The organism is Paenibacillus sp. JT22N1, assembly GCF_059692155.1.
In genome coordinates this window covers 1-24,177 of sequence record NZ_JCAUAW010000025.1, presented here as the reverse complement: position 1 = coordinate 24,177, position 24,177 = coordinate 1, and the positions used below count along the sequence as shown (strand labels likewise).

Here is a 24,177-nt window from a genome sequence, read left to right as displayed (position 1 = left end):
TCCTTAATCCGCGTAATGGACCCATTTGCGTGAAATATAGGTCTGTGCAATGGTGAAAATCAAAATGATAACAAAAAGCATAGTAGCCGCTGCCGCACTGCGTCCGAATTGAAAGTTTTTGAAGGCTAGCTCGTACAAATGATACACAATCGTATAACTAGCTTTTGCTGGACCACCGCTCGTCATAACGAAAGCCGTATCAAAGATTTTAAACGAGTCAATAATGCCAATAATGGTAACAAATAAGGTAGTTGGCGACAAAAGGGGCACAGTAATTTTCCAGAATTGCTGTGACCTTGATGCACCATCGATCATGGAAGCCTCATAGTAATCTCTGGATATTCCTTGTAAACCAGCCAGAAAAATGATCATATTAAAACCTAATTTTTGCCAAATGCTCACAATCGCCAAGGATGGCAGGACGAGGTTCAAGTTGGTCAACCATTGTGGACCCTTAATGCCGAACAAGCTATGCAGCAGAAAATTGATGATACCGAAGTCACCATTGAGCAGCCACATCCATACAATCGCGACAGCGACAGAGCTTGTAACTACTGGCATGAAGAAAAACAACCGATACATAACACGATATCTCACTTTGTTCAAAGCAACAGCGACCAATATCGCAAGAAAAATACCCATTGGGACCGTTAGTAAGGAATAATAAAGGGTATTCACTAGTGCCTTTTGGAAATCAGGATTATGAAAGGCGTAACTGAAATTATTAAATCCAATAAAAGTCGCAGGCTGAAATCCATCCCAATCTAATGTACTTAAAACAAAGGTTGTGATCAGAGGGATAAGCGAAAAGGAAAGCAGTCCGATTAATTGTGGGGCAATAAAGAAATACCCCCAGAATGTATTAGAACGTTTACGGTTCATGCAAGTCCTCCCATATAAATGGTTTCAAAAAAATAAAAAGGAGGGACGGAATACAAGCATCCTTCCCTCCTTCATGTCATACATTACCGTACATGCATCCTATTTTTTCGCTTTTACTTCGTCGATCTTCTTATTAACACCTTCGCTCATTTTCTTTAATGTCGTTTGAGCATCCTGTTTGCCTAACAACAAGAGGTCGTAGTTATCTTTCACAATATCAGAAGCTCCAGGAACACCTGATTCGGAAGGCCATAGGGCATAACCAATCTCACGAGCGTCGAGGAAATATTGAGCATGTGCCGGCTGTGCATTCTTATCCAATACGAGATCATCTACACCGCTAATCGAAGGAACTGCATTTCCCCCTTTAAGACGGAAGTTTTGACCATCCTTGGAAACAAAGTAAGATAGAAACTCATAAGTCTCTTTAGCATGAGCTGTCTTTTTATTCATAACCATGTACGCTGTTGGAATGCCAGCTGGTTCCATTTTTTTGCCTGTGTTAGTTGGCAGTGGGACAATGTCGTATTTTAAAGAAGTGTTTGCATTAAACTGCGGAACCCACCAACGACCAGCAATTCCAAATCCGACTTGGTTCGACATGAACATAGCATCTGGGCCTTGTCCTTTTGGAAGTGAACCTGAGAATACGAAGTTTTTGTTCTTTGTGTTTTCCGCAAGATATTGGAATGCTTCTACCGTTTTCGGGTCCTGATCTCCAATGAATTTGCCATCCTGTGGCTTATCGTAAACTTTACCTCCGTTTAACGTTACCCATGAATAAACCGGGGATGACCAATCTTCAAGTACAAGACCATATTTATTTTTAGACTTTAGCTTTTCCGTTAACTCTTGTAGCTTCTTCCAATTCCACTCCCCTGCTTCGTACAATTTCTGTGGATCGTCGGTGATACCAGCTTCGGTTAATACTGTCTTGTTGTAGTACATGACTAACGGATTACAGTCAACTGTGATTCCATATATTTTATCGCCTTTCTTCGAACCGCCCCATAATCCTTCGGCAAAATCCTCGGCTTTGATTGGTCCATTGCCTACTTTCATCAATGGCGTCAATTCTTCGATTGAACCGTTACTAATGAGTTTAACGACAGTTTGATCTCCAGCATAAAATGCGTCTGGCGCAGTACCACCCTGCAGTTGAGTAATGATCTTCTCTTCGTAGCCGTCGTTCGGCACGGCTACCAGCTCCCATTTCACATTCGGATGATCTTTGTTATACTGATCTGTCAGTTCGTAAAAGCGCTTTAACTCTCCCGGATTACCCCAAGTACTCCACTTTAATTTGATAACCTCTCCATTTCCAGCCTTAGGCGCTGGTCCCTTCGTTGCATCTGCTGTCTTGCCGCCTGCCGGTGCAGAAGAGCTGCAAGCTGTAAGAATCATTGTTAGCGTCAGGACGGAGCTGGTTGTTATCCCCCACGTTTTTTTCTTTACCATTCTTCCAATCGACTCCTCTCACATAATTAGATATAAAACCACTGGAATAAATTGGACTGCTATGAGTTAAACATATTTTAGAATATGATGATAGCGTTTTCAATGAACTTTCCCGAATAGTAGATGGATTTTTTTGATCTATCATATATTATTTTCCCCATCATATAATCGTCGTATTTTGCTGATTAATGCGGAATTTTCACTCGCTACTATTCGACAAAATCAGTGAAAAAAATGTCAAAAAAGTTAACCTTAAGAATAATGAAATTGGTTCATATTCAATTTACAATGGAATTTTGACTCTTAAACATCATACCAAGGAGCTACATCTCATATTCTATATTCTAATGCTATACTCTTATTATTAAATAGATGAACTAATGACTTCTTAACTATTGTTTTTCTTCTACAGTTACTGCAGCGTTAATATTCATAGGAGCCCAATCCTCATTTTAAAGTTAGACTTGTATGCAGGCGTTCAAAAATTAGTCATTGGAGGTATTCACTTGGCGAAACATAACGAAATAAAGTTAAGTCATAAGCTTCAACAAGCTTCTGTGAAAGTCGGGTCTGCACGAACAGCAGCGGCTGAATGGGTCATGCAACACGCCAGCCTAGAAACTTGTTTCCATGGGGCGTATTTCAGCGGCTCCACGGTAGGGCTGCCTGATGACGCTGAGTTGTCGGCAGCCTCCGATATCGATGTCGTGATCGTTACCACACAGGCTGAGCCCCCGCTCAAACTTGGGAAGTTCATCTACGACGGCATCCTTGTGGAGGCCACGTATTTGTCTTGGAACGAGCTCGCCTCGGTCGATAAAGTTCTGACGTCCTATCACCTTGCAGGCAGTTTCCGCGTGGATTCGATCATAGCTGACCCCACCGGAGATCTGCGCAGACTGCAAACACAGGTATCTCGTCACTTTGCTGAGCGAGTGTGGGTCCGTCGCCGATGTGAGAACGCTCGGCAGAAGATAGAGAACGCACTGCAAGCCATAGATACTTCTGCACCGTTGCACGACCTGGTGACGGCGTGGTTATTCCCGACCGGCGTAACAACGCACGTCCTCCTTTTGGCCGCACTTCGTAACCCTACTGTTCGGCTCCGCTACCTAGCCGCACGCGACGTGCTTACGGAATACGGCCACGCTGATCTCTACCCAGATCTGCTGAAGCTGCTAGGCTGCGCTCATCTGACCCCCGAGCGCATCGAACAGCATCTCGCCAAGCTCGAACTCGTATATGACGCCGCTGCGACCGCGGCCAAAACACCTTTCTTCTTCAGCACTGACATCACTGCCACAACACGACCCATTGCAATCGACGGAAGCCGTGAACTCATCCGGACCGGCCACCACCGTGAAGCGGTCTTCTGGATCGTCGCAACCTTTGCTCGCTGCCACAAGATTTTGGCCGCAGACGCCACACCGGACCTGCAACGTATATTCGCTCCAGACTTTGAGGCTATCATCGCCGACCTCGGTATCACTTCCACCGACTCCTTCATCCGTCGTGCAGAGGACGTCATGCAGATCCTACCCAAGCTCTGGGAGACCACCGAGGCAATCCTATTCGCCAACTCAGGCATCGTGTCTGAGTAGTGCATTTCAAATGCCTGACCTGTATATATTGGATAATGCGTATACAACAAATTCTTGTTTTGTTAGAGTTGAATATAACAAGACTGCCCTCAGATCATCTGTCGGCAGCCTTGTTTTTGTGTTATTCAACTGGTATATAGGTTACACCTTCTGTGTAGGAATTGTTAGCATTCCAGATAAGGTATTCATTAACACCAGCATCTTTTAATGCTTTAATTTGTGCATCTACTTCAGCCTTGCCATATTTAATATAATTGCCAGCACCTAACCAGCTTGCTGTAAAATCTTGAATCCAAGGACGTGATAAGGGGGGAGTCTGGAGCTGTGCAAACTTCTCTTTTTCAGCCTTCATATATTCGGTAACAAGTCTATAGGGCTCTTTATCTGGTTTTGGAATTCCGAAATAACCATTAGACCAATGACTTGGATAAATCATAGACGAAATTACATCTACTGAGCTAGAAATGCGGTTAAAGTTCTGACCGATACCTGGAGCTTCAGGCAATGTAGCCGTATATCCGAAGATATCAACAGACACTTTTACTTTATACGGCTTTAGTTGTTCTCTGGCATATGCGACAAAGTCGCTGATAGCATCAACACGGAGCTGTGTCATACGTGCTTTATCGCTAAAATCCGGTGCTTGGGGTGCATGTTTTTTTAGATCAGACATGCTCTTTTGAGCATCGTCCACTGCTTTTTTATTTTCATCGGTTTTTGCTGAATTGTAGGTATTTGTAGCATCTGTCAACTTTATTTGTAAAGAAGTCAAATCGTCTTGATATTTCTTAGAGGCTTCAGTATAATCTTTTTCTTCTTGCATAATCTTAGTTGGTTTTCTATCCTTGTAATCACCCAATGAATATTTAAGAACTTTGTCCCTACTTTCAAAGCCTTCCGGAAATCGAACATAGTCAAATTGGATCTCTTTAAACCCAAGTTCTGCAGCTAATTTTGCAACATCAACATTATAATGCCATGTTTGTTGAAGGAATGGATTGATAAACCCGTCACCTTTTCCATTACGCCAAACACTATTGCCGTCTAAATAAGAGAGGTCTGGACGTTTTTTCGCCAAAACCGTATCTTTAAAGGCTACAATACGTGCGATAGGATAAATTTTATGCTGTTCAAGAGTTTTCATGAGTGCTTGGGGATCTTTTATGTAAGGTTGGCCAAATTCTGCAAATTTGCCCTCAGGTTTAAATGTGATATACCCGTCATCATCCTTTATATCTATCACCATTGCATTTAGGTCTGTGTTATCAACAAGTGATAGAAGTTTAGACATATGGCTCCCCCCAGCTGACCAACCTGTTACATAAATTGCACGAACTGCATCTGGATAATCGAAGTGTACTGGGGGATCAAATGCAGGTGCTTGACTTGCTGCAGGTGTTGGCGACACCGCGAGCGGTGAATCTGAGGGCGATGGCGCAGGTATGGGTGTGGTTGTGGGCGTGATTTCTGGTGCAGACGTTGATGGCGGTTCCGATGGATTCGGCGTGTTTAAAGCGACTTTTGACGACAAACAAGCTGACAACGAGAGCACTAAAAATAATAAAATAAAAATAAGACCTTGTTTCTTCACGATGTTCTCCCCCTTCTCCCAAAATCACTCAATTCTAATAGTTATTTTTAATTGGTAATAACGGGAAATTTTATACTCAATAATTGAAATATTCGCGAAGCGATTAAACTATGCTGCTCGTTGTACAATAAATAAAAAAAGAGCCGTCTAAGCAGCTCCTGCACTAAAGTTCCTCGTTAGCTAAAACGTTATTGGATAATGAGTTGAGGATAATATTCGCACTCCATCTTTCGGTTTGCAGCAACCATAAATAAAATAACTAAGCACGAAGCATTCCGTTTAGAGTAAGCAGCACAAAATGGAATTATATAGAATATATTTCCGTGCTTTGCGGGACGGCTATTTCCCATGCACTTTTTTAAGTATACTACCTCATGAATCCGCCATTAATAATTAAATATTGACAAGCTATTAGCTGGAATAGCTCAACACCCTACTTATCCGAACAAAAAACAAAAACCCGCATTATGCGGGTCATTAACGGAATATCCTATTGTTATGCTACACGTGCACTATTCCTCTGAATCTTTTTTCCGTTCCCAATAACTTCCCTCACCAAAGTAATCCTGACAAACTTTATCAAGGGTCTGCAACGTATCAATAAATCCTTTTAAATCACACGTATGAAAGGTATCTTTAAGTTCACGATTTTCTTCTGTAACTGAATATACGTGAATTTCTGTACAACCATCCCATCTAACATTAACATCAAGACGCTTATCATCGGTTTCCAGTTCTAGAGCTACAGTTCCACCATCTTCATCTCTTTTGTGTTCTGTTTTTATAATCCACAATATAAAACACCCCTTTTATTGTATGATTACCAAAAGGGGAACCTTTTAAAATCAATTGTTTACTGCGGTGGCGTCTGTCCGATGACACTTATTCAACTCTTGATTCCCAATCATTGTAAACAGTGTTACACTATCGTTTTCCGTTAGTTTAATCCTCTTAATATCAGAATATATGGTCCCTTTACTCATAGGAATTACCTGCAGAGAGAATAATTGCAAAAGTGCTCCAAATCTAAGCATGCATATATACTCTATGTGGGTCTTTTATGCATTAACTTTGAATAAATTTAATATCATAGGCAAGAATGCATAATAAGAATATATTGAAGTAGGTGGAGTTTAATTGAAAGATAAAAAGCGCGAAGATGCTTGGAATGATAACCATGACGCAACTCTAGCTGAGACCGTGATAAACCATATTAAAACTGGAAGTACTCAGTTATTAGCATTTGAAGAAACTGGAAGAAAAATAAATCGAACCCCGGCAGCTTGTGGTTTTCGTTGGAATAAAGAAATACGAAAAAAATATGAGAACGAAATTTTAGGAGCAAAAGCATATAGGAGTAAACAAAAAGCACAGAAAAGAGAAGTATTTGTTACTGTATCTAGTACAACATCTGATAACCCCTCGCAGCAATATGATGATCCATTCAGACAAATTATCAAAATAGCACAAGATCAAGCACATATATTTGAACAATTATTGCATGAGAATGCAAAACTTAAGAGTGAAATAATTGAATTGAAATCTAAAAAGAAAACTTCTGATACAGCAAAAACTAATGAACAATTTGGAGCAGATGATATTCAAACCTTTCTCAATATCATGAACAGAGCTAGAAATTTAACTTCAGTAAATTTAAATGTATAAGATTTCTTTACACTCCACATCCTAGTATTACACCTAGAGAAGGAGTTGCATAAATGGCTAATAACAACACATTAATAGTTCCACAAGCAAAGGCAGCTTTAAATCAATTGAAGGTTGAAATAGCTCAAGAGCTTGGAATTCCATTCCAACCAAATGCATATAACGGAAACCTCGCCACACGCGATGCTGGTGCCATAGGTGGCAATATTACAAAAAGATTAGTGCAAATAGCTGAGCAACAACTTTCCAGCTTCCAACGCTAATCATCTGATGTAGGAGCAAGCAAGCCCGAAAAAGACTACAAACCCCTTTTCTCTTCAGGTGAATGTAGTCTTTTTATGTTGTGAAGTAATGTATATCATACTATTTATATTTACAGTGCTGGATATTCAGACTTTAACTGCTCTACTGAATTGTACTTCCCTGATCTATCAGCTCTGATGGCGTCTCGAGTTTCATTGACCCGCTCTACTTCATGCTACCTGGTGCACGACTACCAGAGTCACTGCAATCAAAGTAATCACAAAGGCCGGTATCGCACTTCCAACAGGATGCTTGACTCTGAAATGTGAAAGGCATGCCACCAGCATCGTAATGCCAATCCAAATGCCTGCCCATACGGCTGCTACCGGATTCCAGTATCCGATAATAAGTCCGGCTGCCCCAGCTAGTTGAACGAGCCCAGTAACAACGCGAAACCATTGCGGCAGTTTAATCGACTCGAACATTTCAACAAAATTTTTCGAACCAGCCAGCTTGCTTCCGCCGCCAAAGGCCATGGAGACGAGCAGAAAACTTTGTAAAATAACGAATATGATATTCATAAGGCTCTCCTTCCTTTTACAACTAGGCCAATACCTTTTCAAGCTCGCCGCACCATTTACCCCAGCCATACCTAGCGCCTTCGAGACCTTGAGCATTAGCGAATCCGGTTTGTTCGAGATGAAGGTTAACCTTTCCGTCCCCTAAATCCTGCAGCGTCCAGGTGACTGTGTGCTTCTCCCCTCCGCTGGCCCAAGTATAGGACACCCGGTTTGGTGCGTCCACGATAAGCACTTCGCCGTCAATAATGCCATCCCAATATTCGGACGGCTGAGTGCGAAACTGAAAACGGTGTCCTACGACGGGCTCAAAATCATTATCCATCGCCTGACCATTGTGGATGTTGACCACCCACTTGGCTAGCTTGCTTGAATCGGTTAAGGCGGACCAAAGCTTCTCGATCGATGTCGTGTACTGAAAATCCAAGGTTAATGCTAAACTCATTCTTCTTCCTCCTCTAATAGTTGGTTCAAGCGCAACATATTCGTACTCCAGAACTTGTCGTAGAAAGCCACCCAATTTTGAATTTCTCTGAGTGGAGAGGCGTTAAGCCTAAATAGCGTTTCTCTGCCGACTTTTCGGTCAAGTACCAGTCCGGCTTCTTTAAGGATTGTCAAATGCTTGGATACCGCTGTACGGCCCATTTGAAACTGTGCCGTTAATTCATGAAGCGGTATCTCCTCTGCCTCTGCTAACAGACGAATTAGTCGGCGCCTAGTCGGATCTGCAATCGCGTCAAAAACATCCCGCAATTGGTTGTTCTCGCTCATAACGCCCCCTCCTAAAAATCTTATTTTCTGTATTATAAATCTATTGATGTACGAAGGGACCGCCGTTTATTTCATCACCTCCTCATAATTGTTTCAAATTGAAACTTATTCAGGTTCCAAACTTTCCAAATGGCTAACCCCTAATTGGACACCATTTAGTGACACTTTAATTATAGGTCACCATTTGGTGTCGTGTCAACAACATTTTTAAACTCCAAAATGGGTGTCAGGACTGCTTGATTAATCTCATTCGGTTCTAGAGAACTGCCAGTTACTTGAACGAACAAAAAAGGAGTTGCCCGAGGCAAGCTCCTTCACTATCGTTCCTCGTTAGCGACATAACAAAAATCTTTAAAATGGAAAATTAGTTAAAGGTTCATCTGTCTCAATCTCTGCTTTCATACGTAGCCATGTCATCTTCAGTTTGCCATCTACCGTTTTCCAGTCATAACGTTGGTGTAAAAAGTTAAAATCGAGCAACCTTCGATAACTTATAAATTTCGGCATAGCTTTAAGCCACCAATATTCGACGATATGTACCTCTTGATAGCCTTTTATAAACCAGTCGAGGAACCAGGCTACGTGGTCATCGAGGGTTCTACTTTTTATATCTTGTCGGTTATATCTTGTGATGACCGAGTAAAGGATTAGGGCGATGTCATAAGCGAACCAATGATTGCAGGAGTCATCAAAGTCAAATGCCGTAATGGAACTGTCTTTAGTTACGAAAATGTTGTTTGCATGAAGGTCACAGTGGACAAGACCATAGTTTTTCGAATCTTTTGGAAGAGTCTCTAACCAGTTTAACAACTCATTAGCTTTTTGCCGAGCAATAGACTCCTCATCTGGGAGGTGTCGCATCATATCCATCCAAGGTTCCTGTTTCCAATCGCGGCGTTTGACATCCTGTAGAGGTACATAGGATTGGGTTAGTAGGTGCATCTGTCCAACAATACGTCCCCAATTAACAAACATTTTTGGTTTCCAGTCTTCTTCAGTGGGGATTCTACCAGGAGCTTTGGAGAATACAGAGGCGTGATAACCATCTGTTACACATTCCACCAATTTTCTTGTTTTTGATGGGAATATCTTAGGAACAGAAACGCTGTTATCAAACAGATATTTCATGAAGTATACTTCTGCTAATGCCTCTTGTTCACTACGCCACTTCTGAGTTGACAAACGTAATATCCGTGCTGGGTACTCGTTTTGTGCTGGGTATTGATATACTACATTAACGTTGCCACCAACATGCGTAAGAATATTCGAATTAAGTCCAAATGCATTTGCTGCTGTTTGCAACACACTTTCCTTCAACAATCCATTCCCTCCTTCAGAGTTAATTCAATAGAGTTTCGTTTGAAAATGTTTGAATAGGACCATCCCACTCGTCTTCTCTAACCTCTTGGAAGTTGTTTTTTGTATATCTTTCAATTGCCTTTCTCCAAAATATTTGAGCTGGTTTATTATTCTCTAATTGAGCAACTTTCCAAATGCCTCTGAATCGATTGAACATTTCATTAGAAGCGATTATACCTATTCCAAGTTTTCTATACTTTTTCATTACGAAGAACTCAGCCACCGAATAAATTGGCTGGCTATGTTCATTTGTCCCGATCATCCTTACTAGAGCAAAACCAGCCAGTTTTCCATCAACACGAATAAAAAATGGATGTCTGCCTTCTTCTGTCCAATAATAATCCAGGTACATATAATCATATAAGCCGTTTTCATTTACATCTTCAGGGTCATATTCACTAAAATCATATTTATAGAGCTCTAGGAGATTTCTTAAAGTCGATTTATAATCATATTCGACCTTTTGAATAGTTATCATTGATATTTCCTCTTTTCACCTAAGGTCAAATGTTCGGTATTTCTTAGTATAATTCCACATATTTCTAAACTCTCCTGCCCTTTATCTTAATAAACAAAGCAGGTCGCCACGGCGCCTGCTTTGTTTGTCTGTCTCTATGCAACTAACGTTCTCCGTTAGCTCAACTCAACATCAAAATCCATCAATTGGTTGTTCCTTATGTATGTAATTATTTTTTTGCACTCATCCCTTACTCTTGCTGTTCCTATTTCATTCATAAACCAAGTGTCTCTTCTTGTATCTTCGTCATTGACTGGACAAAATGTATAAGAAATTGAATCGGGCAGAAATGTCTTCATGGTTAAATGGCAACGCCGCATATGATAAGCAGTTGTAACAATCAAAATTCTTTGAACATTAGTTAATCCTATACTGCTCTCCAATACTTCTGAAGAAAGTAAAACATTTTCTTTTGTATACTTAGAAAATGGTTCGATCAAGATATCCTCTTTAAGAATGCCTTGTTTTATTGCTTCTTTCCTCATCATTTTTGCCTCAACATCATTTTGACCATCCCATTGCATCCCACCTGAAAACAAGATTCTTGGAGCACGTTTTTGTTTGTATAGCTTAATTGCTTCAGGGAATCGATATATTAAAGATTTTTGGCTTCCAAACACAAAAATAACATCGCCTTTAGAACCATCATCCACCAGATTATTAAATAATATCGAGTCAATATGATTTTGGAGAAGGTTCTCAGGATCGAACTGCGAGATCAGCAATTTAATCCCTCCCTTAATATTTTCCTTTTATTGTAACACAAACTAGCACATGAATCGCACTGCGTACACACCAACGGTTAGTTGCCAGTCCTCTTCCATCGGATACATTAGTGTCGTGTTGAATACCAGTCCAGCACTCGTAAGGCGCGGAGAGTGTTCCAGCGGCTAGGCTCGCCTTCCACACCTTCCATGTCGAAGTGAACTCGATCGGGGTGAGAGTTCTCAAGCGGCCATTTCCCGTTTTGGTCTTGTTTCTTCGCCACCAGACCGACTGCCTCGGTGACCCGTTCATCGGGTTCGACACCGGCGATGCGTAAGTAATCCAGACCCCGCAGCACGTCGTAATGCCACGTGGTCGGGAACGAGAAACGCGTCCAATTTGGATCGATCACCTCACCGGATGACAGGGACCTCAACATGCGACGCTCCAGTAGGTACTCTTGTGCCCGGACGCGGGCTTCGGTCACCGCAGCAGTTTCACCCTTAGCCTTCTCGTACTCTAATAGTCCTTCCAAGACACATATGGTGCTGTGGAACGAGGATCGTCGACTTTGAGGGGCGTTGCAATTCCAGCCTCCGTCCTCAAGCTGCTCACCGAGGAGTCGATCGACTAGCCGACCGCTTGCCTCTCCGAAGTAGGCACCCACTCCAAGGATCCAACCATTGACACAGGGCTCGGTCTCGCCGTCGAAGTAGGGCCGGCCGCCCATTTTCCGCGGCCAGGTGATGTGGTCACGCACTAGGCCGATCGATCTGCGGGCTTCCTCACCTGACGGATCCAAGCCTAGGTCCTTCAAAAGCAGCAAGGTGTAGCTCGTGCATAACCAGTTCCGTGCGTCGGCGTCACCGCCCCAGTTGCCCTCGGAAGATTGCAGGCCGAGGACCTGGGCACCCCAACCTTCCGAGACAATCCGCGACCGCTCTGCGGCAACACAGTCATCGGGCTCTTCGGTAAGGTCACGCATCACCTGCCAACGGATCGCAGGGTCCCCGCCGAGCAGCCAGTCTATTACTGATTTCTTTGGCTTCGAGATTTGCCATTCGGGATTTTTTGTAGTCATCTAATGGTCCTCCTTAATTTGGTCAAGTTCATACTACGTATCCTCCTTGACTGTTTTTGACCATCGCTAAAGATTTATATTTTTATATTCACGAAGTGACTAAACTATCCTGCCCGTTTGTAGAGAAAGGGCAACCGATCATCTGACATCTGGCCGGCTGCCTTCATGCTTTATTGAACTCTCGTTTTCCGTTAGATCAATAAAGATAGCCTAAAAAATCTAGATCTCCCTCGTTCCAATCGATCTTTCCTACTTCCTTAATCATTAATTCATCAATTGCCTCAAATCCTATGCCATTTGTAATCTGAGTTTCATTATCAATTTTCAACCATTTACATTGGTTCTTTACTAATTTATAACCATTTCTCAAATACAAGGTCATGTTATCTGCAAATAAAAGTATAAAGTCAATATTTCGTCCCACAGAAAACTTATCGATTTCTATAAGCAGCGCTGAAGCAACTCCCTGGGAGCGAGTGTTTTGTGAAACACATAAATCAATTACACCCAGTATTCTCACAGGTTCCCCATTTAGATTCATCACCCTATAATCTAATCCAACGTGTCCTATGAGTTGATTTTCTTGGTTAAAAGCTAGAAATCTAAAATGCGGAAGTTGCTTAAAATAAATTCTATTTTTAGGATAAACTTCTGGAAAACTGGCGTTTAATAATTCTTGTATATTTGCTGCTAATTCATTACTTATATCATATTCAAATACTTTATCTATCTTCAAATTATTTCTCCAATACTAATATTTTTGTTTTAAGCCTTTTCTACATCCAGATGCTACATAGCTTCTTGAACTATCCCCATTAACGCAGCAAGGACTGCCAGATCAATCAGCGACAGCCTCATTCTGATGTTATTACTCTCGTTCCTCGTTAGCTCAACCCTGTTTTACTTACATTGTTTATTAAAATGTATAAGAAAATGTTTCTAGTCGAGCCTTTTTATCTTCATTGAAGAGAAAGAGTTTATAATTACTTATGTTTATTTCATTGCTATAAAATTTAAATTTTCCTTTAACTAACTTCCTAGATTGATTCCCCTAAGATACAAAATGAAAACACTTAACTAATAACCCGTTAGATAAAAAACTACTAACTGTCAGCAACAATCAATTTCTTGAACGTAGTAAAGAGAGAAGTTCATCAAATATACCAGGATTAGCACAAACTATTTCTTCTCCGCATAATTCTACTGGAATATTCGTAGGGACTGATCCAACGTGCCCAGTAACTGCTCCAGCTTCACGAGCGATGAGACCTGCTGCTGCTACGTCCCATGGAGCTAAACTCTCTGTATGGGCATCCAGACAACCTGATGCTACATAACACATATCTATAGTCGGAGCAGCCAAACGACGGATGTCCCTGCAGTGGATGGTTAAGAGATTCACTCTTGCAATTGCTGGGTGCACTTTTTCTTTATCGTGGGGGAATCCTGTGCCGATTACCGCTTCTGATAATACTTCAAACCGATTAACATGAATCTGTTCATTATTACAATGAGCTCCTCCACCTCGAACACCTACATATGTAACACCTAAATCTGGAGCATGTACAGCACCTGCCCAAACAACGCCATCTACTGCAATAGCCATCGAGATAGCAAAATGAGGAAGATAACGTGCATAGTTTACTGTACCGTCCAACGGATCAATAATCCAAAGAGGACCTTCAAAGATATCTTTAGTCCATACTCCATCGGTGGATTCTTCCGAGAGAATACCATGGTTAGGGTACATAGTAGCAATTGCTTCACAAATAATCTGATCAGAGGCAATGTCAGCTGAGGTTACAAGTTCTCCGGCGTTCTTATAAGTTACCTCAATGCGGGACTCTCTCCGTAATTCAATAATCTTTTTCCCAGCAATGCGAACAACCTTGTCCGCAAAGGTCGCCCATTCAAGTGCCTTTTCTTTCATTTCTTTACCATCCCTTATTATCTATTCCTTTATGAAGCTATCGTTCTCCGTTAGTGGAGTCCTACAACTTTTTCTTCAACAAGAACTCATCATTCTGATGATAGTTGCATTGTTCATAGGTTTTAATTGCAGCATTGTTTCTTCTTCCTGTTAGTACTTTAACACTTTTCACTCCACGTTTTTTTAGGTTTTCTTCCAAATAAAATACTAATGAAGTGGCAATGCCCTTTCTTCGAGCAGCTTCCGCAACATACAATTCGGTAATCTCTCCTTGAAGTCCGTTATAACAGAATGATCGAAAACTCTGAGCGCAACCAAATCCAACGACTTTGCCACCTATTTCTGCTACAGCAATCAATTCAACGCTGTCATTTAGGCTCTCAATTATGTCCGCGGAAGGCCTTTGGTCACCTCCGTTAAACTCCTGATTAAGCCTTGAAAGTTCATTTGCATCACTTGGGCTCGCCAGTCTTATCCTTGCATCCAATATCATTCACCCCACCTTACTAAATCATAGATTACTGGTGTGAAACTCATCAAAAATCATATTGTATTTTCTCTATAATTTCACTAACACAATGTTCTATATCCTTATTTGAGCAATCAAGAGTTTTGTCACTATACTTAATGTATAGAGGAACTCTTTCCTCGTAAACGTCCTTAAGACTATTTCCTTTCTTTATTACAATGCCTCTGGTTGTTATGTTTATTAGTCGTCTTTTAATCTCTTCATATGGGACATGTAAATAAATAATCTGTCCACCCTGTTTAAGGATATTCATAGCTTTTTCTGAATATATAACACTTCCACCTGTAGAAATAATGCTATTTTTTAGCTGCAATTCAGATATAATTTTTTCTTCGACTTCCATAAATTTTTCGATACCATCATTATCAATTATATCTTGTAACAACCTACCTTCATGTTGTTGTATAACAATATCTGTATCCACGTAATCTTTTCCTAATGCTTTTGCAAGCAATAGACCTATAGTGCTTTTACCAGCTCCAGACATACCTATAAGAACTATATTCATATTCTTCCTCACTTTTGTTAATTGGTATTGGCATCGTTAAACTATTCGGTATTTTCCATAAATATCCTTCACGTGATTACGTTATACTGCCCGTTCCGAGTGAAGGGCTGCCACGCGGCAGCCCGACAATGAATACTACCAACCTGCGCTTTTGTAAGTTGAGGATAAAGCCTCCAATCCTTTGCACTCTGCTGCATGAATTCTTACCAATTTCCTTTATGTGCTTCAATGTGTCTTTCTATCATTTGATTTATGAATTCGTGTTTCCCATTCTTAAGAAGTGATTCTGGCTCAAGTTCTAAGCAACATTTGCCCCACAACTATAGCCTATAAAATGTGCCCTTTCAATATTAAGCGCTTCCATGAAATCTAGAGTATCATCTGCAATTTGAGGTGTGCTCCATTCAAGACTATCACATCTTGTTCTACCATGACCTCTGAAATCTGGAAAATAACAAGTGTAAGGTCATATATCGCTCATTGTAGATTACATGATTGGATTAGCTTTCAAAAATTGTAGAATAGTATCATTCACATAGATAGGTTGCTCTCTCATCATATGGGGTCTGTGACTGCCTCCTTGAACTACAAGGTATCGTGAACCTTCAACATGGGAGCTCAAATATTTTATTTTCTCTTCGCCAACAAATGGGTCATTTTCACCGGTAATAAATAATGAGGGACAACTTATAGTGCTTAACTGTTCTTTTGTAAGTTGAGGATAAAGACGCCAGTCCTTTGCAGCCTGTCGCATATGCTCTTGCCAATTACCTTTGTGAGCTTCTTCGTGCCTTTCAATCATTTGATTGATAAAAGCTTGCTTTTCATGTTCAATAAGCCATTCCGGTTCATATTCATCCGCACCTGTTGGGTCAGCAAATCCGCTAGTGCCTATTGTAGTAAGGGTGGCAATTCTTTTTCTTTCAGGATTACGAACTGCGCAATACAAAGCAACAGTCGCTCCCAAACTGTAGCCAATAAAATGTGCTCGTGAGATGTTAAGCCCATCCATAAAATCAATTATATCCTCTGCAATTTGAGGCGTGCTCCATTCTAGGCTATCACATCTTGTTCTACCATGACCTCTGAAATCTGGATAATAACAAGTGTAATTATGAAAATCATGCATTTGACTTGCAAAGGCTAATATCCCTCTTGAATATCCACTGTGTAAAAATATTATTGGTTCACCAACACCCATTTTTTCATAAAACATCTCTAAATCTTTAATCTGAATGTATGGCATAATTACCTCCTAAATGTTTTTAGCACTTCATAATAGTAACTTATTTCTAATGATAAGCCCAAATACTGGTAAGTCTTTATGAAAACAATCTAAAAAAGTTATTTCACTAAGCTGCCCTTTAGTTTAATAACAAAAAAGAGACCCACAGCAACGGGCTGAGGGTCTCAGTTTATTATAATCCTGAATGATTAATGCCACATGAAAATAAGATTTCAATCATGTAAAAATTACTAAATTCTTGTTTTCAGTTAGTTGAACGAGCAGTTCATTAATTTGGTAACAGCATAACATTTGTCCAAACCTTTCGGTTAAGGATCTCATATTTTGTTGTATTCATCCTAATCATCTCTATCAAATGATGAGAAACAAGGAGGGTAAATCGAATGAAGCTTAACAAAAAAGCTGTCACAAAAAAGCAGGCGGACACCGTTCAGACTCAAACCATTACCGTGAAGGGACTGTGCATCATATCCCGTCGGATACTGCCTCTTTATGAACGCATAGCAAACGACCGTTTGTATGCGATGCGACTGATAAGCGCCATGAGGACATTGGATTTAGATCGAACCACAAGAGTGATCCATCAGGTGCTGCCAGGTGCAGGGGTCTCTGTTGGAGCCGGCTTCAGCGCAAGCTACAGTCACATGATCACAAAAAAGACGAATGTTTATTTTGACACCGGTATCTTTAGGCCGGGACAGCTACTAAGTATACAATCCGAGGATATCCGTAGAGTGAGCCTAATCATGCTGCAACTGCTGCGAAAACTTGCCAACGATCGCATATTTGCAGCACGGTTCATCAGGCTCGTGAGAACGAGAAAACAGGCTGAGTTGCTGCGGTTGGTCAATAACGCCGTCAATTCGAAGCTTATTGTTTCCGGCACTATCAGCATATACGGTCCTTTATTTGTTGTCCGCTTGTCTAACGGAAAGCGCTATAACCTTACCTTTGAGCAGTCTATAGTTCTCCGTTAGCGTAACAAGGCTACCAAATCGTTCGGCTGCCCTGTGTTACTTTCCGCTTTTTTCCTGTAGTTAATCCGACCAGCCCATACACTTAATACCTAAAAACACAAACCCGATACCGAGTAGGATATAAATAACTTTAACTAACCACCAAGGTAATGCTCTTAATAACGCAGCAATTGAATTAACGACAAAAAAGATTATCCATACAAAAAATGAATCGGCAACACCTTCAATATCACGTAATTTTAATTCTTCGGCAATTGTATCTTGTTTACGTTTTTCACTTTTAACAACTATTATGCCTAATGTAAGAAAAACGAAAGCGATAAACCAGCAAATAATTGCACCAATCAGTCGTAAGGTCAAACCTCCACCTCCGAGTTAGTTGTAATATTCCTTTCAAATATTTTTGCCATAATTCGGAAATAAAGACACTACTGCTCATTAGCGTAGAAAAGGACTGCCATTTGGCAGCCCTCCTGTTACACGGTAGTTTGCTTATACTCTACGGATCACTTTTTTGTTTTTTCCATTTTAAATTATTTGAAAGTTTGATTTATTTTCCCATCGAATATACTAATCATTTAATCCCTTTCCATTGAGAATTGGCTGCATACATTTTTCAACCCTTGACTCTCGAGTTTTGGATTGTTTGGGTTCAGAAAAATAAAGAATGTATGCTCTTTGCCGTCCTGGGGTCAATACTTCAAAAGCAGTTTTCAAGGCAGGGATTTCATCGAATTTATTTTGAAGTTCTTCAGGGATTAAGAATTCTGTATTCTTCTTAAAATCCATTTCCAAACCGGCTTGTTCAACTTCAATGGCTTCATAAATATAGGCTTTCAAAATGGTTTCCATTTCAACTATTTCTTGAAGATTGGTGAACCGAATCTGGCGCGCCCCCTGTACATTCTCCGTTTGTTGGATTAGAATCCCATGGGCATCCTGTAACAAGGCACCTTTGTGAAACAGAAGCGCACAATAATCTTTAAATCCATGTATTAAAACTATGTTCTTTTCCTGAAACGTGTAACATGGATGCATCCACTTAATTTCTTCGGTCAGCTCACAGTCAAGAACGATACTTCTCAACTTCTCAAATTCTTCCTTCCACTTTTTGGCTTTCCTTAAAAATCCATCAACCTTAGGATTCATTCTACTCTTTGTCATCATGGAACACCCCTCTTCAATTTTTCGAAGCTGTTATCACCCGCAAAGCAGAGGAATATAGTAGTATTTCCGATCCCGAAATCAGATACATCCGACATACGTGTAAAAACAGATCACTTGATGGGCAACAGATACCATTAAGTGATCTGCTTTATGTTGTTGGGACATCTCACTATCGTACCCATTAATTTAGCATTGGGGAAGGAGATATTTTAGCACCGAATGCGGTTATTGTTCCAACACCTTTTCAAGCTCGCCGCACCATTTACCCCAGCCATACTTAGCTCCACCCAGTGCTTGAGCATTTGAGATTCCGGTTTGTTCGAGATGAAGGTTAACCTTTGCGTCCCCTAAATCCTGCAGCGTCCAGGTGACCGTGTGCTTCTCTCCTCCACTGGCCCAAGTATAGGACAACCGGTTTGGTGCGTCCACGATAAGCACTTCGCCGTCAACAATTCCATCCCACCACTCGGTCGGCTGAGTACGAAACTGAAAACGATGTCCTACGACGGGCTTAAAATCATTTTCCATCGCCTGACCGCTGTGGATGTTGACCACCCACTTGGCAAGCTTGTTTGAATCGGTTAAGGCGGACCAAAGCTTCTCAATCGATGTCGTGTACTGAAAATCCAAGGTTAATGTTAAACTCATTCTTCTTCCTCCTCTAATAGTTGCTTCAAGCGCAACATATTCGTACTCCAGAACTTGCTGTAGAAAGCCACCCAATCTTGAATTTCTCTGAGTGGAGAGGCGTTTAGCCTATATCGCGTTTCTCTGCCGACTTTTCGGTCAAGTACCAATCCGGCTTCTTTAAGGATTGTCAAATGCTTGGATACCGCTGTACGGCCCATTTGAAACTGTGCCGTTAATTCATGAAGCGGTATCTCCTCTGCCTCTGCTAACAGACGAACCAGTCGGCGCCTAGTTGGATCTGCAATCGCGTCAAACACATCCCGCAACTGGTTGTTCTCGCTCACAACACCCTCTCCTAAGCATTTTGTTTATTTTCCAATCGGACACCATTTGGTGACTATTCAATTATAGGACACCAGATGGTGTCTTGTCAACAACATCGCTCACAACACGCTCTCCCAAATATTATTATCTGTAGTAGAAATCTATTGGTGGTACGAAGGGGCAGGCGTTAATTTCACCACCTCCCTAAAGTTTGCGGCTATTCGGACGTAGCACCCACGAGGCGATATTTAGTGCAGCATATGAAAGCGGAAGGATAATAGGAAACCCGTAATCGTTAGCAAACGCATGAGATAAAGCCGCACCGGTCATTAAAAAGAAGATACCAGCGTGAACCCATTCTTTAAGCCGAGGAAAACCTGGCACGACGAGAGCGATGGCTCCAAGCACTTTCCAAATCCCGAGAATGGTCAAGACGTATAATGGGTAACCAAGATTCTTCACTAACTCGATGTTTCCCCCATATTGCATCAGTTGCCCGATACCACTTAACATAACAGCTGCTGCGAGTAGTAATGTGACTGACCAATAAGCAATCATTTTTCCTCTAGGATGAGTTTCTACTTTCGCGGTTGTTTCCGAACCAATGATCGTACTCATTTTGTTTCCTCCTCATAATTGTTGATTCAAGTGAAACTTATTCAGGTTCCAAACTTTCCAAATGACTAATTACTAATAGGACACCATTTAGTGTCTATTTGATTATAGGACACAATTTGGTGTCATGTCAAGCAGATCTGACTTGGAAAGTTACAGGGAGCTTATGTCGCTATTCTGCCCGTTCAACAAGCTGCCGAATTATCGGGAGCCTGTAGTCATTGAACGATCGTTTCCGTTACTTCAACAAAACTATTTGGCCGACGACGTGTTTCAACCCCCTCGACTCAGAAAACAAAAAGGCTTACCCGACTTAGGGCAAGCTCATGGTTTAAGAGTTAATAAAATTAGATGATGCTTTCTTATAAAAAGGGAAGTATCAGACCGCCGCATTAACGATGGTTAGAATGATGATTAACGCAGTAAACATGAGGGCCGGTGCCGTTTTGCCGATCGGATCTTTGACCCTGAAATGCGCGAGGCACGCCAGTAACATTGTAATTCCAAGCCAAATGCAAGCCCACGTGACCGCCTCTGAATACCAGTAGCCAATGATGAGTATAGCGGCACCGACTAACTGGACGACGCCTGTGACGACACGAAACCACTGTGGTATTCCAAGATTGTTGAAAATGTCGACCCAATATTTGGCCCCTATGGTCTTTGCAGTGCCTGAAAATACATAGTATAAGGCCAGCAAGCTTTGAAGAACGATGAAAAGAACAGTCATTAGGATTTCCTCCCTTTATTTTAAATAACAGTGATTGATCACTGGTGTCCTCTTGTGAGAATTCGGAATGTGACGCCGAATTTATCCGTTACATTACCGTAAGCGGGGCTGAAAAAACTTGCCTGCAGCGGCTCATTTACTTGACCGCCCTGCTTCAGTGCTTCAAAATATTGGGTAGCCTTGTCTTTGTCATTGGTTTGAACAACTATGGTCACTTGCGTTCCCTTCTGGTAGCTGCTGCCGGTAACATTGTCGGTGAGCTGAAGCTCCGATTCGCCGATTTTCAAGATGGCGTAGCCTATCAAATCTTTCTTTTCTTGAGGCAGCGGATATTCCGGATTTCCCGGCAAATCGCCGAATCTCAACGTATAGACAACCTTGGCATTCAGCGCTTTCACGTAAAAATCAATAGCCTCATTAGCGCTGCCGTTCATTTCAAGAAAAGGGATCAAACTCGTACTCACAACAATCATCTCCTTAGATTAAATGTTTTTTTACCAGGACACCCGGTATGGCCTCTTCTTTCGTAGTGGCTGATTTCCCTTGTCATTAACTATGTCGGAAGTCAGTGTGGAAACGTGACCGATTCGGTGAAAAAATTTTTTAGGATGCGTAACTCAGAAAAAACTGCAGATACCGTACATCTCTGTCACATCTGCTGAGTTTCATACGACATAATAGTAATAATGAAAACGAAGGAAGGGATGTAACGAATGAACGATCATCATTGGCTTGTGGAACAATTCGAGGCGCATCGGAATCATCTGCAAGTGGTGTCTTACCGGATGCTCGGATCTCTGAGCGAAGCGGATGACGCTGTACAGGAGTCATGGATACGCCTTAGTCGCTCCGATACTAGTGGAGTCGAGAATATGGGAGGATGGCTGACAACAATAGTCTCCAGGGTGTGTCTGGATATGTTGCGATCTCGCAAATCGCGGCGTGAGGAGCTTACGCTGGTGAGTGTACCTGAGCCGGTTGCTAGCCGCCAAGACGGAAGCGATCCCGAGCACGAAGCACTGCTGGCTGACTCTGTTGGTCTTGCGATGCTTATGGTCCTCGGAAATTTGAATCCCGCCGAACGCATTGCGTTCGTATTGCACGATATTTTCGCCTTGTCTTTCTCGGACATCGCCCCGATCATTGGGCGTAACGAGGTTGCAGCAAGACAGCTTGCGAGTCGTGCGCGTCGTCGGGTTCAGGGGGCGAAAACGACTGCTGATTCAGAGGATTTCAAGCGAAAACGGGAGCTTGTAGATGCTTTCCTAGCTGCGTCGCGCTCAGGAGATTTTGAGAAACTTCTTGCGGTATTAGACCCCGATGTCGTGCTCCGAAACGATCCTGCATTTCCACCGGTCGCCGCATGGCCAGTTGTTCACGGTGCGCATGATGTGGCCATGGGATTCGTTGGTCGTGCCCAAGGTGCACGGCCGGTGCTCGTAAACGGATCTGTGGGCGCAGTCGTGGCTCCTCGCGGTCGACTACTTTTCGTACTCGAACTCAAGATAGTGGATGGGAAGATCACCGAAATCGACATGATAGCCGAACAAACTCGTCTCCGCCAGCTCGACATAGCAGAAATGAACGATTGATAGGGCTAGCTTCAAAGAGCAGCTATACTAACAATAAAACAGAAATACAAAAGCAAAAAAAACGCTCTGTCGCAGACCGCAGACAATGCGTTTTTTTTGCTTTGTTCAGTAGACAATGTTTTTACTACTTATACCAATGACAATACCGAATGAACCATACGGGGTGGATCATTGCCGTAAATGGCACCATGCAAAACTGCCCGCTGAGAAGGCTGCCCGTTCTGTGCTGTGGCAGCCTTCTCCTGATGTTTATTTAGCTATAGTTCCTCGTTAGCGAAACGGTCAATTTAGTTTTAAAGCCTCTGAATTCGGCTTGACTAGCTGGCCGGATATTTTCTGAGCGATTGCATCGGCGATCGCCCGGTAGCCTGCTTCATTCGGATGGATTGTATCCTGCATGAAAGGATGCTCCGGCCGAACCTGACGTCCAAATACGAGGCTGGGAATATCGAGAATATCGATACGTGGATCATAGTCCCGGAAGCTATGATACACGTCCCAAAGTTGATCGGAGTAAAGCTGCGCGTTCTCGATATCTAGATGAATATAGCTCCAGCGATTCACTGACAAGAATGGATTCGGTATGCGCAGCAGCACCACACCGTGAGTTTCCTTCAAGAGCCTGTCCACGACGAGCTTCAGATCGGCTTTAATCTGCGTAGGGCTGCTTTCCCGAATGTCGTTGATCCCATAAGAAACGACATACAAGTCTGCCTGGTCTTGAATCACATTGTCGAGAGTATTGCCGTGGGTAGCGATTTGGTTAACAAAATGATGCAACGTATTGCCGCTGGAGCCGCGGTTGCGGATTCGTGCCCCTTCCAAAATGCCTCCGGGAGCCCCATAGATCACTGCCAGCTGCTCATATAGTCCCTGCGCCGCTTCTGTCGTACTATCGCCGACGAAGTTGATGAGCTTACCTGATTTGGAGTTCTGATAGAACGTTTGAATCGAATCGTCCGTCTTGCCGAAGGACGAAACAGGAAGCGGTAGCGAGAAGATCAAGGAGAACGCCAAACCGAGCTTCCACCAGTTCATTTTGCTATGCATCATCCTGATCATCACTCCTTTCTAGGAAAAAGTTGAAATGTCATTATTTTACTTACTCAAATCTGTTTTCTCACTCACTAATGTTCCCGTCGCAAGTCCCTTCATACACTCCGGTGTCCTCGTATCGGGCTTTCATAAGACTTCACCGCCAGTAGACCGAACAGCTCTCACTGCAAAAACTATTGTGCGCTCACAAAAAAAGAAAAAGACAGCTCCAATGGGAACCGCCCTCTGTACGAAGTTTAACTCCCCGTTACTTTAATAAACAAAAGAGGAGCTGCCGCGAAGCAAGCCCCTCAACTATCGTTCTGTGTTAGCGTAGTTAAGTCAGATTGCATTTACCTATTGCTCTATGTTAGCCTGTTTGGTTCTCCTGATAAAATCTTAACCCTTCATTCCTTTTTGCTTTTTACTTTTACAGTAAAGAT

General features: G+C 42.1%; 30 protein-coding genes and 1 pseudogene. 6 read left to right on the top strand and 25 right to left on the bottom strand.

From position 1 onward, the window contains the following. Positions 1 to 3: 3 nt before the first annotated feature. Complete coding sequence (locus AC58UU_RS33425) at positions 4 to 882, bottom strand: carbohydrate ABC transporter permease (protein WP_497321841.1); 879 nt, start codon at positions 880 to 882, stop codon at positions 4 to 6. Positions 883 to 981: 99 nt separating this feature from the next. Continuing rightward, on the bottom strand, positions 982 to 2,340 hold the full coding sequence (locus AC58UU_RS33420) for an ABC transporter substrate-binding protein (protein ID WP_497321840.1): 1,359 nt from the start codon (positions 2,338 to 2,340) through the stop codon (positions 982 to 984). 506 nt (positions 2,341 to 2,846) lie between these two features. Between AC58UU_RS33420 and AC58UU_RS33415 the strand changes: the two genes are divergently transcribed. After that, positions 2,847 to 3,941, top strand: coding sequence for a hypothetical protein (locus tag AC58UU_RS33415; protein WP_497321839.1), 1,095 nt, complete (start codon positions 2,847 to 2,849; stop codon positions 3,939 to 3,941). Between the two features lie 121 nt (positions 3,942 to 4,062). Here the strand turns inward: AC58UU_RS33415 and AC58UU_RS33410 are convergent, their stop codons facing one another. Together AC58UU_RS33410 and AC58UU_RS33405 are read right to left on the bottom strand one after the other, a co-directional pair. After that, positions 4,063 to 5,532, bottom strand: a complete 1,470-nt coding sequence (locus AC58UU_RS33410; protein WP_497321838.1) for a putative glycoside hydrolase — start codon at positions 5,530 to 5,532, stop codon at positions 4,063 to 4,065. A 512-nt stretch (positions 5,533 to 6,044) separates the two neighbouring features. Further along, the gene (locus AC58UU_RS33405; RefSeq protein WP_497321837.1) at positions 6,045 to 6,326 is read right to left on the bottom strand and encodes a hypothetical protein; all 282 of its coding nucleotides are present in this window, start codon (positions 6,324 to 6,326) and stop codon (positions 6,045 to 6,047) included. Positions 6,327 to 6,669: 343 nt separating this feature from the next. Between AC58UU_RS33405 and AC58UU_RS33400 the strand changes: the two genes are divergently transcribed. Beyond that, positions 6,670 to 7,197 carry an RsfA family transcriptional regulator gene (locus AC58UU_RS33400; protein WP_497321836.1) on the top strand — a complete coding sequence of 176 codons (528 nt, stop codon included), beginning with the start codon at positions 6,670 to 6,672 and terminating at the stop codon, positions 7,195 to 7,197. A 53-nt stretch (positions 7,198 to 7,250) separates the two neighbouring features. Beyond that, positions 7,251 to 7,460: an alpha/beta-type small acid-soluble spore protein gene (locus tag AC58UU_RS33395; protein ID WP_497321835.1), complete on the top strand. Its 210-nt coding sequence runs from the start codon at positions 7,251 to 7,253 to the stop codon at positions 7,458 to 7,460. Positions 7,461 to 7,670: 210 nt separating this feature from the next. Here the strand turns inward: AC58UU_RS33395 and AC58UU_RS33390 are convergent, their stop codons facing one another. From AC58UU_RS33390 to AC58UU_RS33330, 13 genes and pseudogenes are all read right to left on the bottom strand, one after another. Further along, on the bottom strand, positions 7,671 to 8,021 hold the full coding sequence (locus AC58UU_RS33390; RefSeq protein WP_497321834.1) for a DoxX family protein: 351 nt from the start codon (positions 8,019 to 8,021) through the stop codon (positions 7,671 to 7,673). Between the two features lie 22 nt (positions 8,022 to 8,043). Then, positions 8,044 to 8,463 (bottom strand): SRPBCC family protein, encoded by a 420-nt coding sequence (locus AC58UU_RS33385; protein ID WP_497321833.1) that lies wholly within the window; start codon positions 8,461 to 8,463, stop codon positions 8,044 to 8,046. Continuing rightward, on the bottom strand, positions 8,460 to 8,789 hold the full coding sequence (locus AC58UU_RS33380; RefSeq protein ID WP_497321832.1) for an ArsR/SmtB family transcription factor: 330 nt from the start codon (positions 8,787 to 8,789) through the stop codon (positions 8,460 to 8,462). The genes AC58UU_RS33385 and AC58UU_RS33380 overlap by 4 nt, the downstream gene beginning before the upstream one ends. Before the next feature lie 351 nt (positions 8,790 to 9,140). Continuing rightward, positions 9,141 to 10,109, bottom strand: coding sequence for a phosphotransferase enzyme family protein (locus AC58UU_RS33375; protein WP_497321831.1), 969 nt, complete (start codon positions 10,107 to 10,109; stop codon positions 9,141 to 9,143). Between the two features lie 19 nt (positions 10,110 to 10,128). Next, the gene (locus AC58UU_RS33370; RefSeq protein ID WP_497321830.1) at positions 10,129 to 10,626 is read right to left on the bottom strand and encodes a GNAT family N-acetyltransferase; all 498 of its coding nucleotides are present in this window, start codon (positions 10,624 to 10,626) and stop codon (positions 10,129 to 10,131) included. A 155-nt stretch (positions 10,627 to 10,781) separates the two neighbouring features. Further along, positions 10,782 to 11,390 carry a YdcF family protein gene (locus AC58UU_RS33365; RefSeq protein WP_497321829.1) on the bottom strand — a complete coding sequence of 203 codons (609 nt, stop codon included), beginning with the start codon at positions 11,388 to 11,390 and terminating at the stop codon, positions 10,782 to 10,784. Positions 11,391 to 11,497: 107 nt separating this feature from the next. Continuing rightward, positions 11,498 to 12,451, bottom strand: a complete 954-nt coding sequence (locus AC58UU_RS33360; protein ID WP_497321828.1) for a prenyltransferase/squalene oxidase repeat-containing protein — start codon at positions 12,449 to 12,451, stop codon at positions 11,498 to 11,500. Between the two features lie 196 nt (positions 12,452 to 12,647). Next, positions 12,648 to 13,187: a GNAT family N-acetyltransferase gene (locus AC58UU_RS33355; protein ID WP_497321827.1), complete on the bottom strand. Its 540-nt coding sequence runs from the start codon at positions 13,185 to 13,187 to the stop codon at positions 12,648 to 12,650. A gap of 384 nt (positions 13,188 to 13,571) precedes the next feature. Next, a complete protein-coding gene (locus tag AC58UU_RS33350) occupies positions 13,572 to 14,381 on the bottom strand; it encodes an inositol monophosphatase family protein (protein ID WP_497321826.1) in 810 nt (269 codons plus the stop codon). 61 nt (positions 14,382 to 14,442) lie between these two features. Beyond that, positions 14,443 to 14,874, bottom strand: coding sequence for a GNAT family N-acetyltransferase (locus AC58UU_RS33345; protein ID WP_497321825.1), 432 nt, complete (start codon positions 14,872 to 14,874; stop codon positions 14,443 to 14,445). Positions 14,875 to 14,917: 43 nt separating this feature from the next. Next, entirely contained in the window at positions 14,918 to 15,418 is a 501-nt protein-coding gene (locus AC58UU_RS33340; protein WP_497321824.1) for a shikimate kinase, read from the bottom strand. Positions 15,419 to 15,716: 298 nt separating this feature from the next. Next, positions 15,717 to 15,821 (bottom strand): annotated as a pseudogene (locus tag AC58UU_RS33335) (alpha/beta fold hydrolase); the annotation flags it as partial. Positions 15,822 to 15,905: 84 nt separating this feature from the next. Then, positions 15,906 to 16,664 carry an alpha/beta fold hydrolase gene (locus AC58UU_RS33330; protein WP_497321823.1) on the bottom strand — a complete coding sequence of 253 codons (759 nt, stop codon included), beginning with the start codon at positions 16,662 to 16,664 and terminating at the stop codon, positions 15,906 to 15,908. Between the two features lie 383 nt (positions 16,665 to 17,047). Between AC58UU_RS33330 and AC58UU_RS33325 the strand changes: the two genes are divergently transcribed. Continuing rightward, positions 17,048 to 17,641, top strand: a complete 594-nt coding sequence (locus AC58UU_RS33325; RefSeq protein ID WP_497321822.1) for a hypothetical protein — start codon at positions 17,048 to 17,050, stop codon at positions 17,639 to 17,641. Between the two features lie 60 nt (positions 17,642 to 17,701). Here the strand turns inward: AC58UU_RS33325 and AC58UU_RS33320 are convergent, their stop codons facing one another. The 7 genes from AC58UU_RS33320 to AC58UU_RS33290 form a co-directional block, all read right to left on the bottom strand. Then, positions 17,702 to 18,001 carry a hypothetical protein gene (locus AC58UU_RS33320; protein WP_497321821.1) on the bottom strand — a complete coding sequence of 100 codons (300 nt, stop codon included), beginning with the start codon at positions 17,999 to 18,001 and terminating at the stop codon, positions 17,702 to 17,704. Between the two features lie 210 nt (positions 18,002 to 18,211). After that, on the bottom strand, positions 18,212 to 18,805 hold the full coding sequence (locus AC58UU_RS33315; RefSeq protein WP_497321897.1) for a YdeI/OmpD-associated family protein: 594 nt from the start codon (positions 18,803 to 18,805) through the stop codon (positions 18,212 to 18,214). A gap of 228 nt (positions 18,806 to 19,033) precedes the next feature. Next, positions 19,034 to 19,456, bottom strand: coding sequence for an SRPBCC family protein (locus tag AC58UU_RS33310; RefSeq protein WP_497321820.1), 423 nt, complete (start codon positions 19,454 to 19,456; stop codon positions 19,034 to 19,036). After that, positions 19,453 to 19,782, bottom strand: coding sequence for an ArsR/SmtB family transcription factor (locus AC58UU_RS33305; RefSeq protein WP_497321819.1), 330 nt, complete (start codon positions 19,780 to 19,782; stop codon positions 19,453 to 19,455). Before AC58UU_RS33305 ends, AC58UU_RS33310 begins: the two co-directional genes overlap by 4 nt. A 184-nt stretch (positions 19,783 to 19,966) precedes the next feature. After that, entirely contained in the window at positions 19,967 to 20,380 is a 414-nt protein-coding gene (locus tag AC58UU_RS33300) for a DoxX family protein (RefSeq protein ID WP_497321818.1), read from the bottom strand. 376 nt (positions 20,381 to 20,756) lie between these two features. Further along, positions 20,757 to 21,107 (bottom strand): DoxX family protein, encoded by a 351-nt coding sequence (locus AC58UU_RS33295; RefSeq protein WP_497321817.1) that lies wholly within the window; start codon positions 21,105 to 21,107, stop codon positions 20,757 to 20,759. A 38-nt stretch (positions 21,108 to 21,145) separates the two neighbouring features. Continuing rightward, a complete protein-coding gene (locus tag AC58UU_RS33290; protein ID WP_497321816.1) occupies positions 21,146 to 21,580 on the bottom strand; it encodes a VOC family protein in 435 nt (144 codons plus the stop codon). A 240-nt stretch (positions 21,581 to 21,820) separates the two neighbouring features. Here AC58UU_RS33290 and AC58UU_RS33285 point away from each other — a divergent pair, with 240 nt between their 5' ends. Together AC58UU_RS33285 and AC58UU_RS33280 are read left to right on the top strand one after the other, a co-directional pair. Then, entirely contained in the window at positions 21,821 to 22,699 is an 879-nt protein-coding gene (locus AC58UU_RS33285) for a sigma-70 family RNA polymerase sigma factor (RefSeq protein WP_171689061.1), read from the top strand. A 115-nt stretch (positions 22,700 to 22,814) separates the two neighbouring features. Continuing rightward, entirely contained in the window at positions 22,815 to 22,973 is a 159-nt protein-coding gene (locus tag AC58UU_RS33280) for a hypothetical protein (RefSeq protein WP_497321815.1), read from the top strand. Positions 22,974 to 22,981: 8 nt separating this feature from the next. On the opposite strand, the gene AC58UU_RS33275 is transcribed toward AC58UU_RS33280, so the two are convergent. Continuing rightward, positions 22,982 to 23,752, bottom strand: coding sequence for an SGNH/GDSL hydrolase family protein (locus AC58UU_RS33275; RefSeq protein ID WP_497321814.1), 771 nt, complete (start codon positions 23,750 to 23,752; stop codon positions 22,982 to 22,984). Positions 23,753 to 24,177 lie beyond the last annotated feature (425 nt).

What these genes read in the sequence shown, in the direction of transcription:
- AC58UU_RS33425 (WP_497321841.1), bottom strand. Translation starts at nt 882, where the DNA reads ATGAACCGTAAACGTTCTAATACATTCTGGGGGTATTTCTTTATTGCC.
- AC58UU_RS33420 (WP_497321840.1), bottom strand. Translation starts at nt 2,340, where the DNA reads ATGGTAAAGAAAAAAACGTGGGGGATAACAACCAGCTCCGTCCTGACG.
- AC58UU_RS33395 (WP_497321835.1), top strand. Translation starts at nt 7,251, where the DNA reads ATGGCTAATAACAACACATTAATAGTTCCACAAGCAAAGGCAGCTTTA.
- AC58UU_RS33390 (WP_497321834.1), bottom strand. Translation starts at nt 8,021, where the DNA reads ATGAATATCATATTCGTTATTTTACAAAGTTTTCTGCTCGTCTCCATG.
- AC58UU_RS33385 (WP_497321833.1), bottom strand. Translation starts at nt 8,463, where the DNA reads ATGAGTTTAGCATTAACCTTGGATTTTCAGTACACGACATCGATCGAG.
- AC58UU_RS33380 (WP_497321832.1), bottom strand. Translation starts at nt 8,789, where the DNA reads ATGAGCGAGAACAACCAATTGCGGGATGTTTTTGACGCGATTGCAGAT.
- AC58UU_RS33370 (WP_497321830.1), bottom strand. Translation starts at nt 10,626, where the DNA reads ATGATAACTATTCAAAAGGTCGAATATGATTATAAATCGACTTTAAGA.
- AC58UU_RS33360 (WP_497321828.1), bottom strand. Translation starts at nt 12,451, where the DNA reads ATGACTACAAAAAATCCCGAATGGCAAATCTCGAAGCCAAAGAAATCA.
- AC58UU_RS33350 (WP_497321826.1), bottom strand. Translation starts at nt 14,381, where the DNA reads ATGAAAGAAAAGGCACTTGAATGGGCGACCTTTGCGGACAAGGTTGTT.
- AC58UU_RS33345 (WP_497321825.1), bottom strand. Translation starts at nt 14,874, where the DNA reads ATGATATTGGATGCAAGGATAAGACTGGCGAGCCCAAGTGATGCAAAT.
- AC58UU_RS33340 (WP_497321824.1), bottom strand. Translation starts at nt 15,418, where the DNA reads ATGAATATAGTTCTTATAGGTATGTCTGGAGCTGGTAAAAGCACTATA.
- AC58UU_RS33330 (WP_497321823.1), bottom strand. Translation starts at nt 16,664, where the DNA reads ATGCCATACATTCAGATTAAAGATTTAGAGATGTTTTATGAAAAAATG.
- AC58UU_RS33325 (WP_497321822.1), top strand. Translation starts at nt 17,048, where the DNA reads ATGAAGCTTAACAAAAAAGCTGTCACAAAAAAGCAGGCGGACACCGTT.
- AC58UU_RS33315 (WP_497321897.1), bottom strand. Translation starts at nt 18,805, where the DNA reads ATGACAAAGAGTAGAATGAATCCTAAGGTTGATGGATTTTTAAGGAAA.
- AC58UU_RS33310 (WP_497321820.1), bottom strand. Translation starts at nt 19,456, where the DNA reads ATGAGTTTAACATTAACCTTGGATTTTCAGTACACGACATCGATTGAG.
- AC58UU_RS33300 (WP_497321818.1), bottom strand. Translation starts at nt 20,380, where the DNA reads ATGAGTACGATCATTGGTTCGGAAACAACCGCGAAAGTAGAAACTCAT.
- AC58UU_RS33295 (WP_497321817.1), bottom strand. Translation starts at nt 21,107, where the DNA reads ATGACTGTTCTTTTCATCGTTCTTCAAAGCTTGCTGGCCTTATACTAT.
- AC58UU_RS33290 (WP_497321816.1), bottom strand. Translation starts at nt 21,580, where the DNA reads ATGATTGTTGTGAGTACGAGTTTGATCCCTTTTCTTGAAATGAACGGC.
- AC58UU_RS33285 (WP_171689061.1), top strand. Translation starts at nt 21,821, where the DNA reads ATGAACGATCATCATTGGCTTGTGGAACAATTCGAGGCGCATCGGAAT.
- AC58UU_RS33280 (WP_497321815.1), top strand. Translation starts at nt 22,815, where the DNA reads ATGTTTTTACTACTTATACCAATGACAATACCGAATGAACCATACGGG.
- AC58UU_RS33275 (WP_497321814.1), bottom strand. Translation starts at nt 23,752, where the DNA reads ATGATGCATAGCAAAATGAACTGGTGGAAGCTCGGTTTGGCGTTCTCC.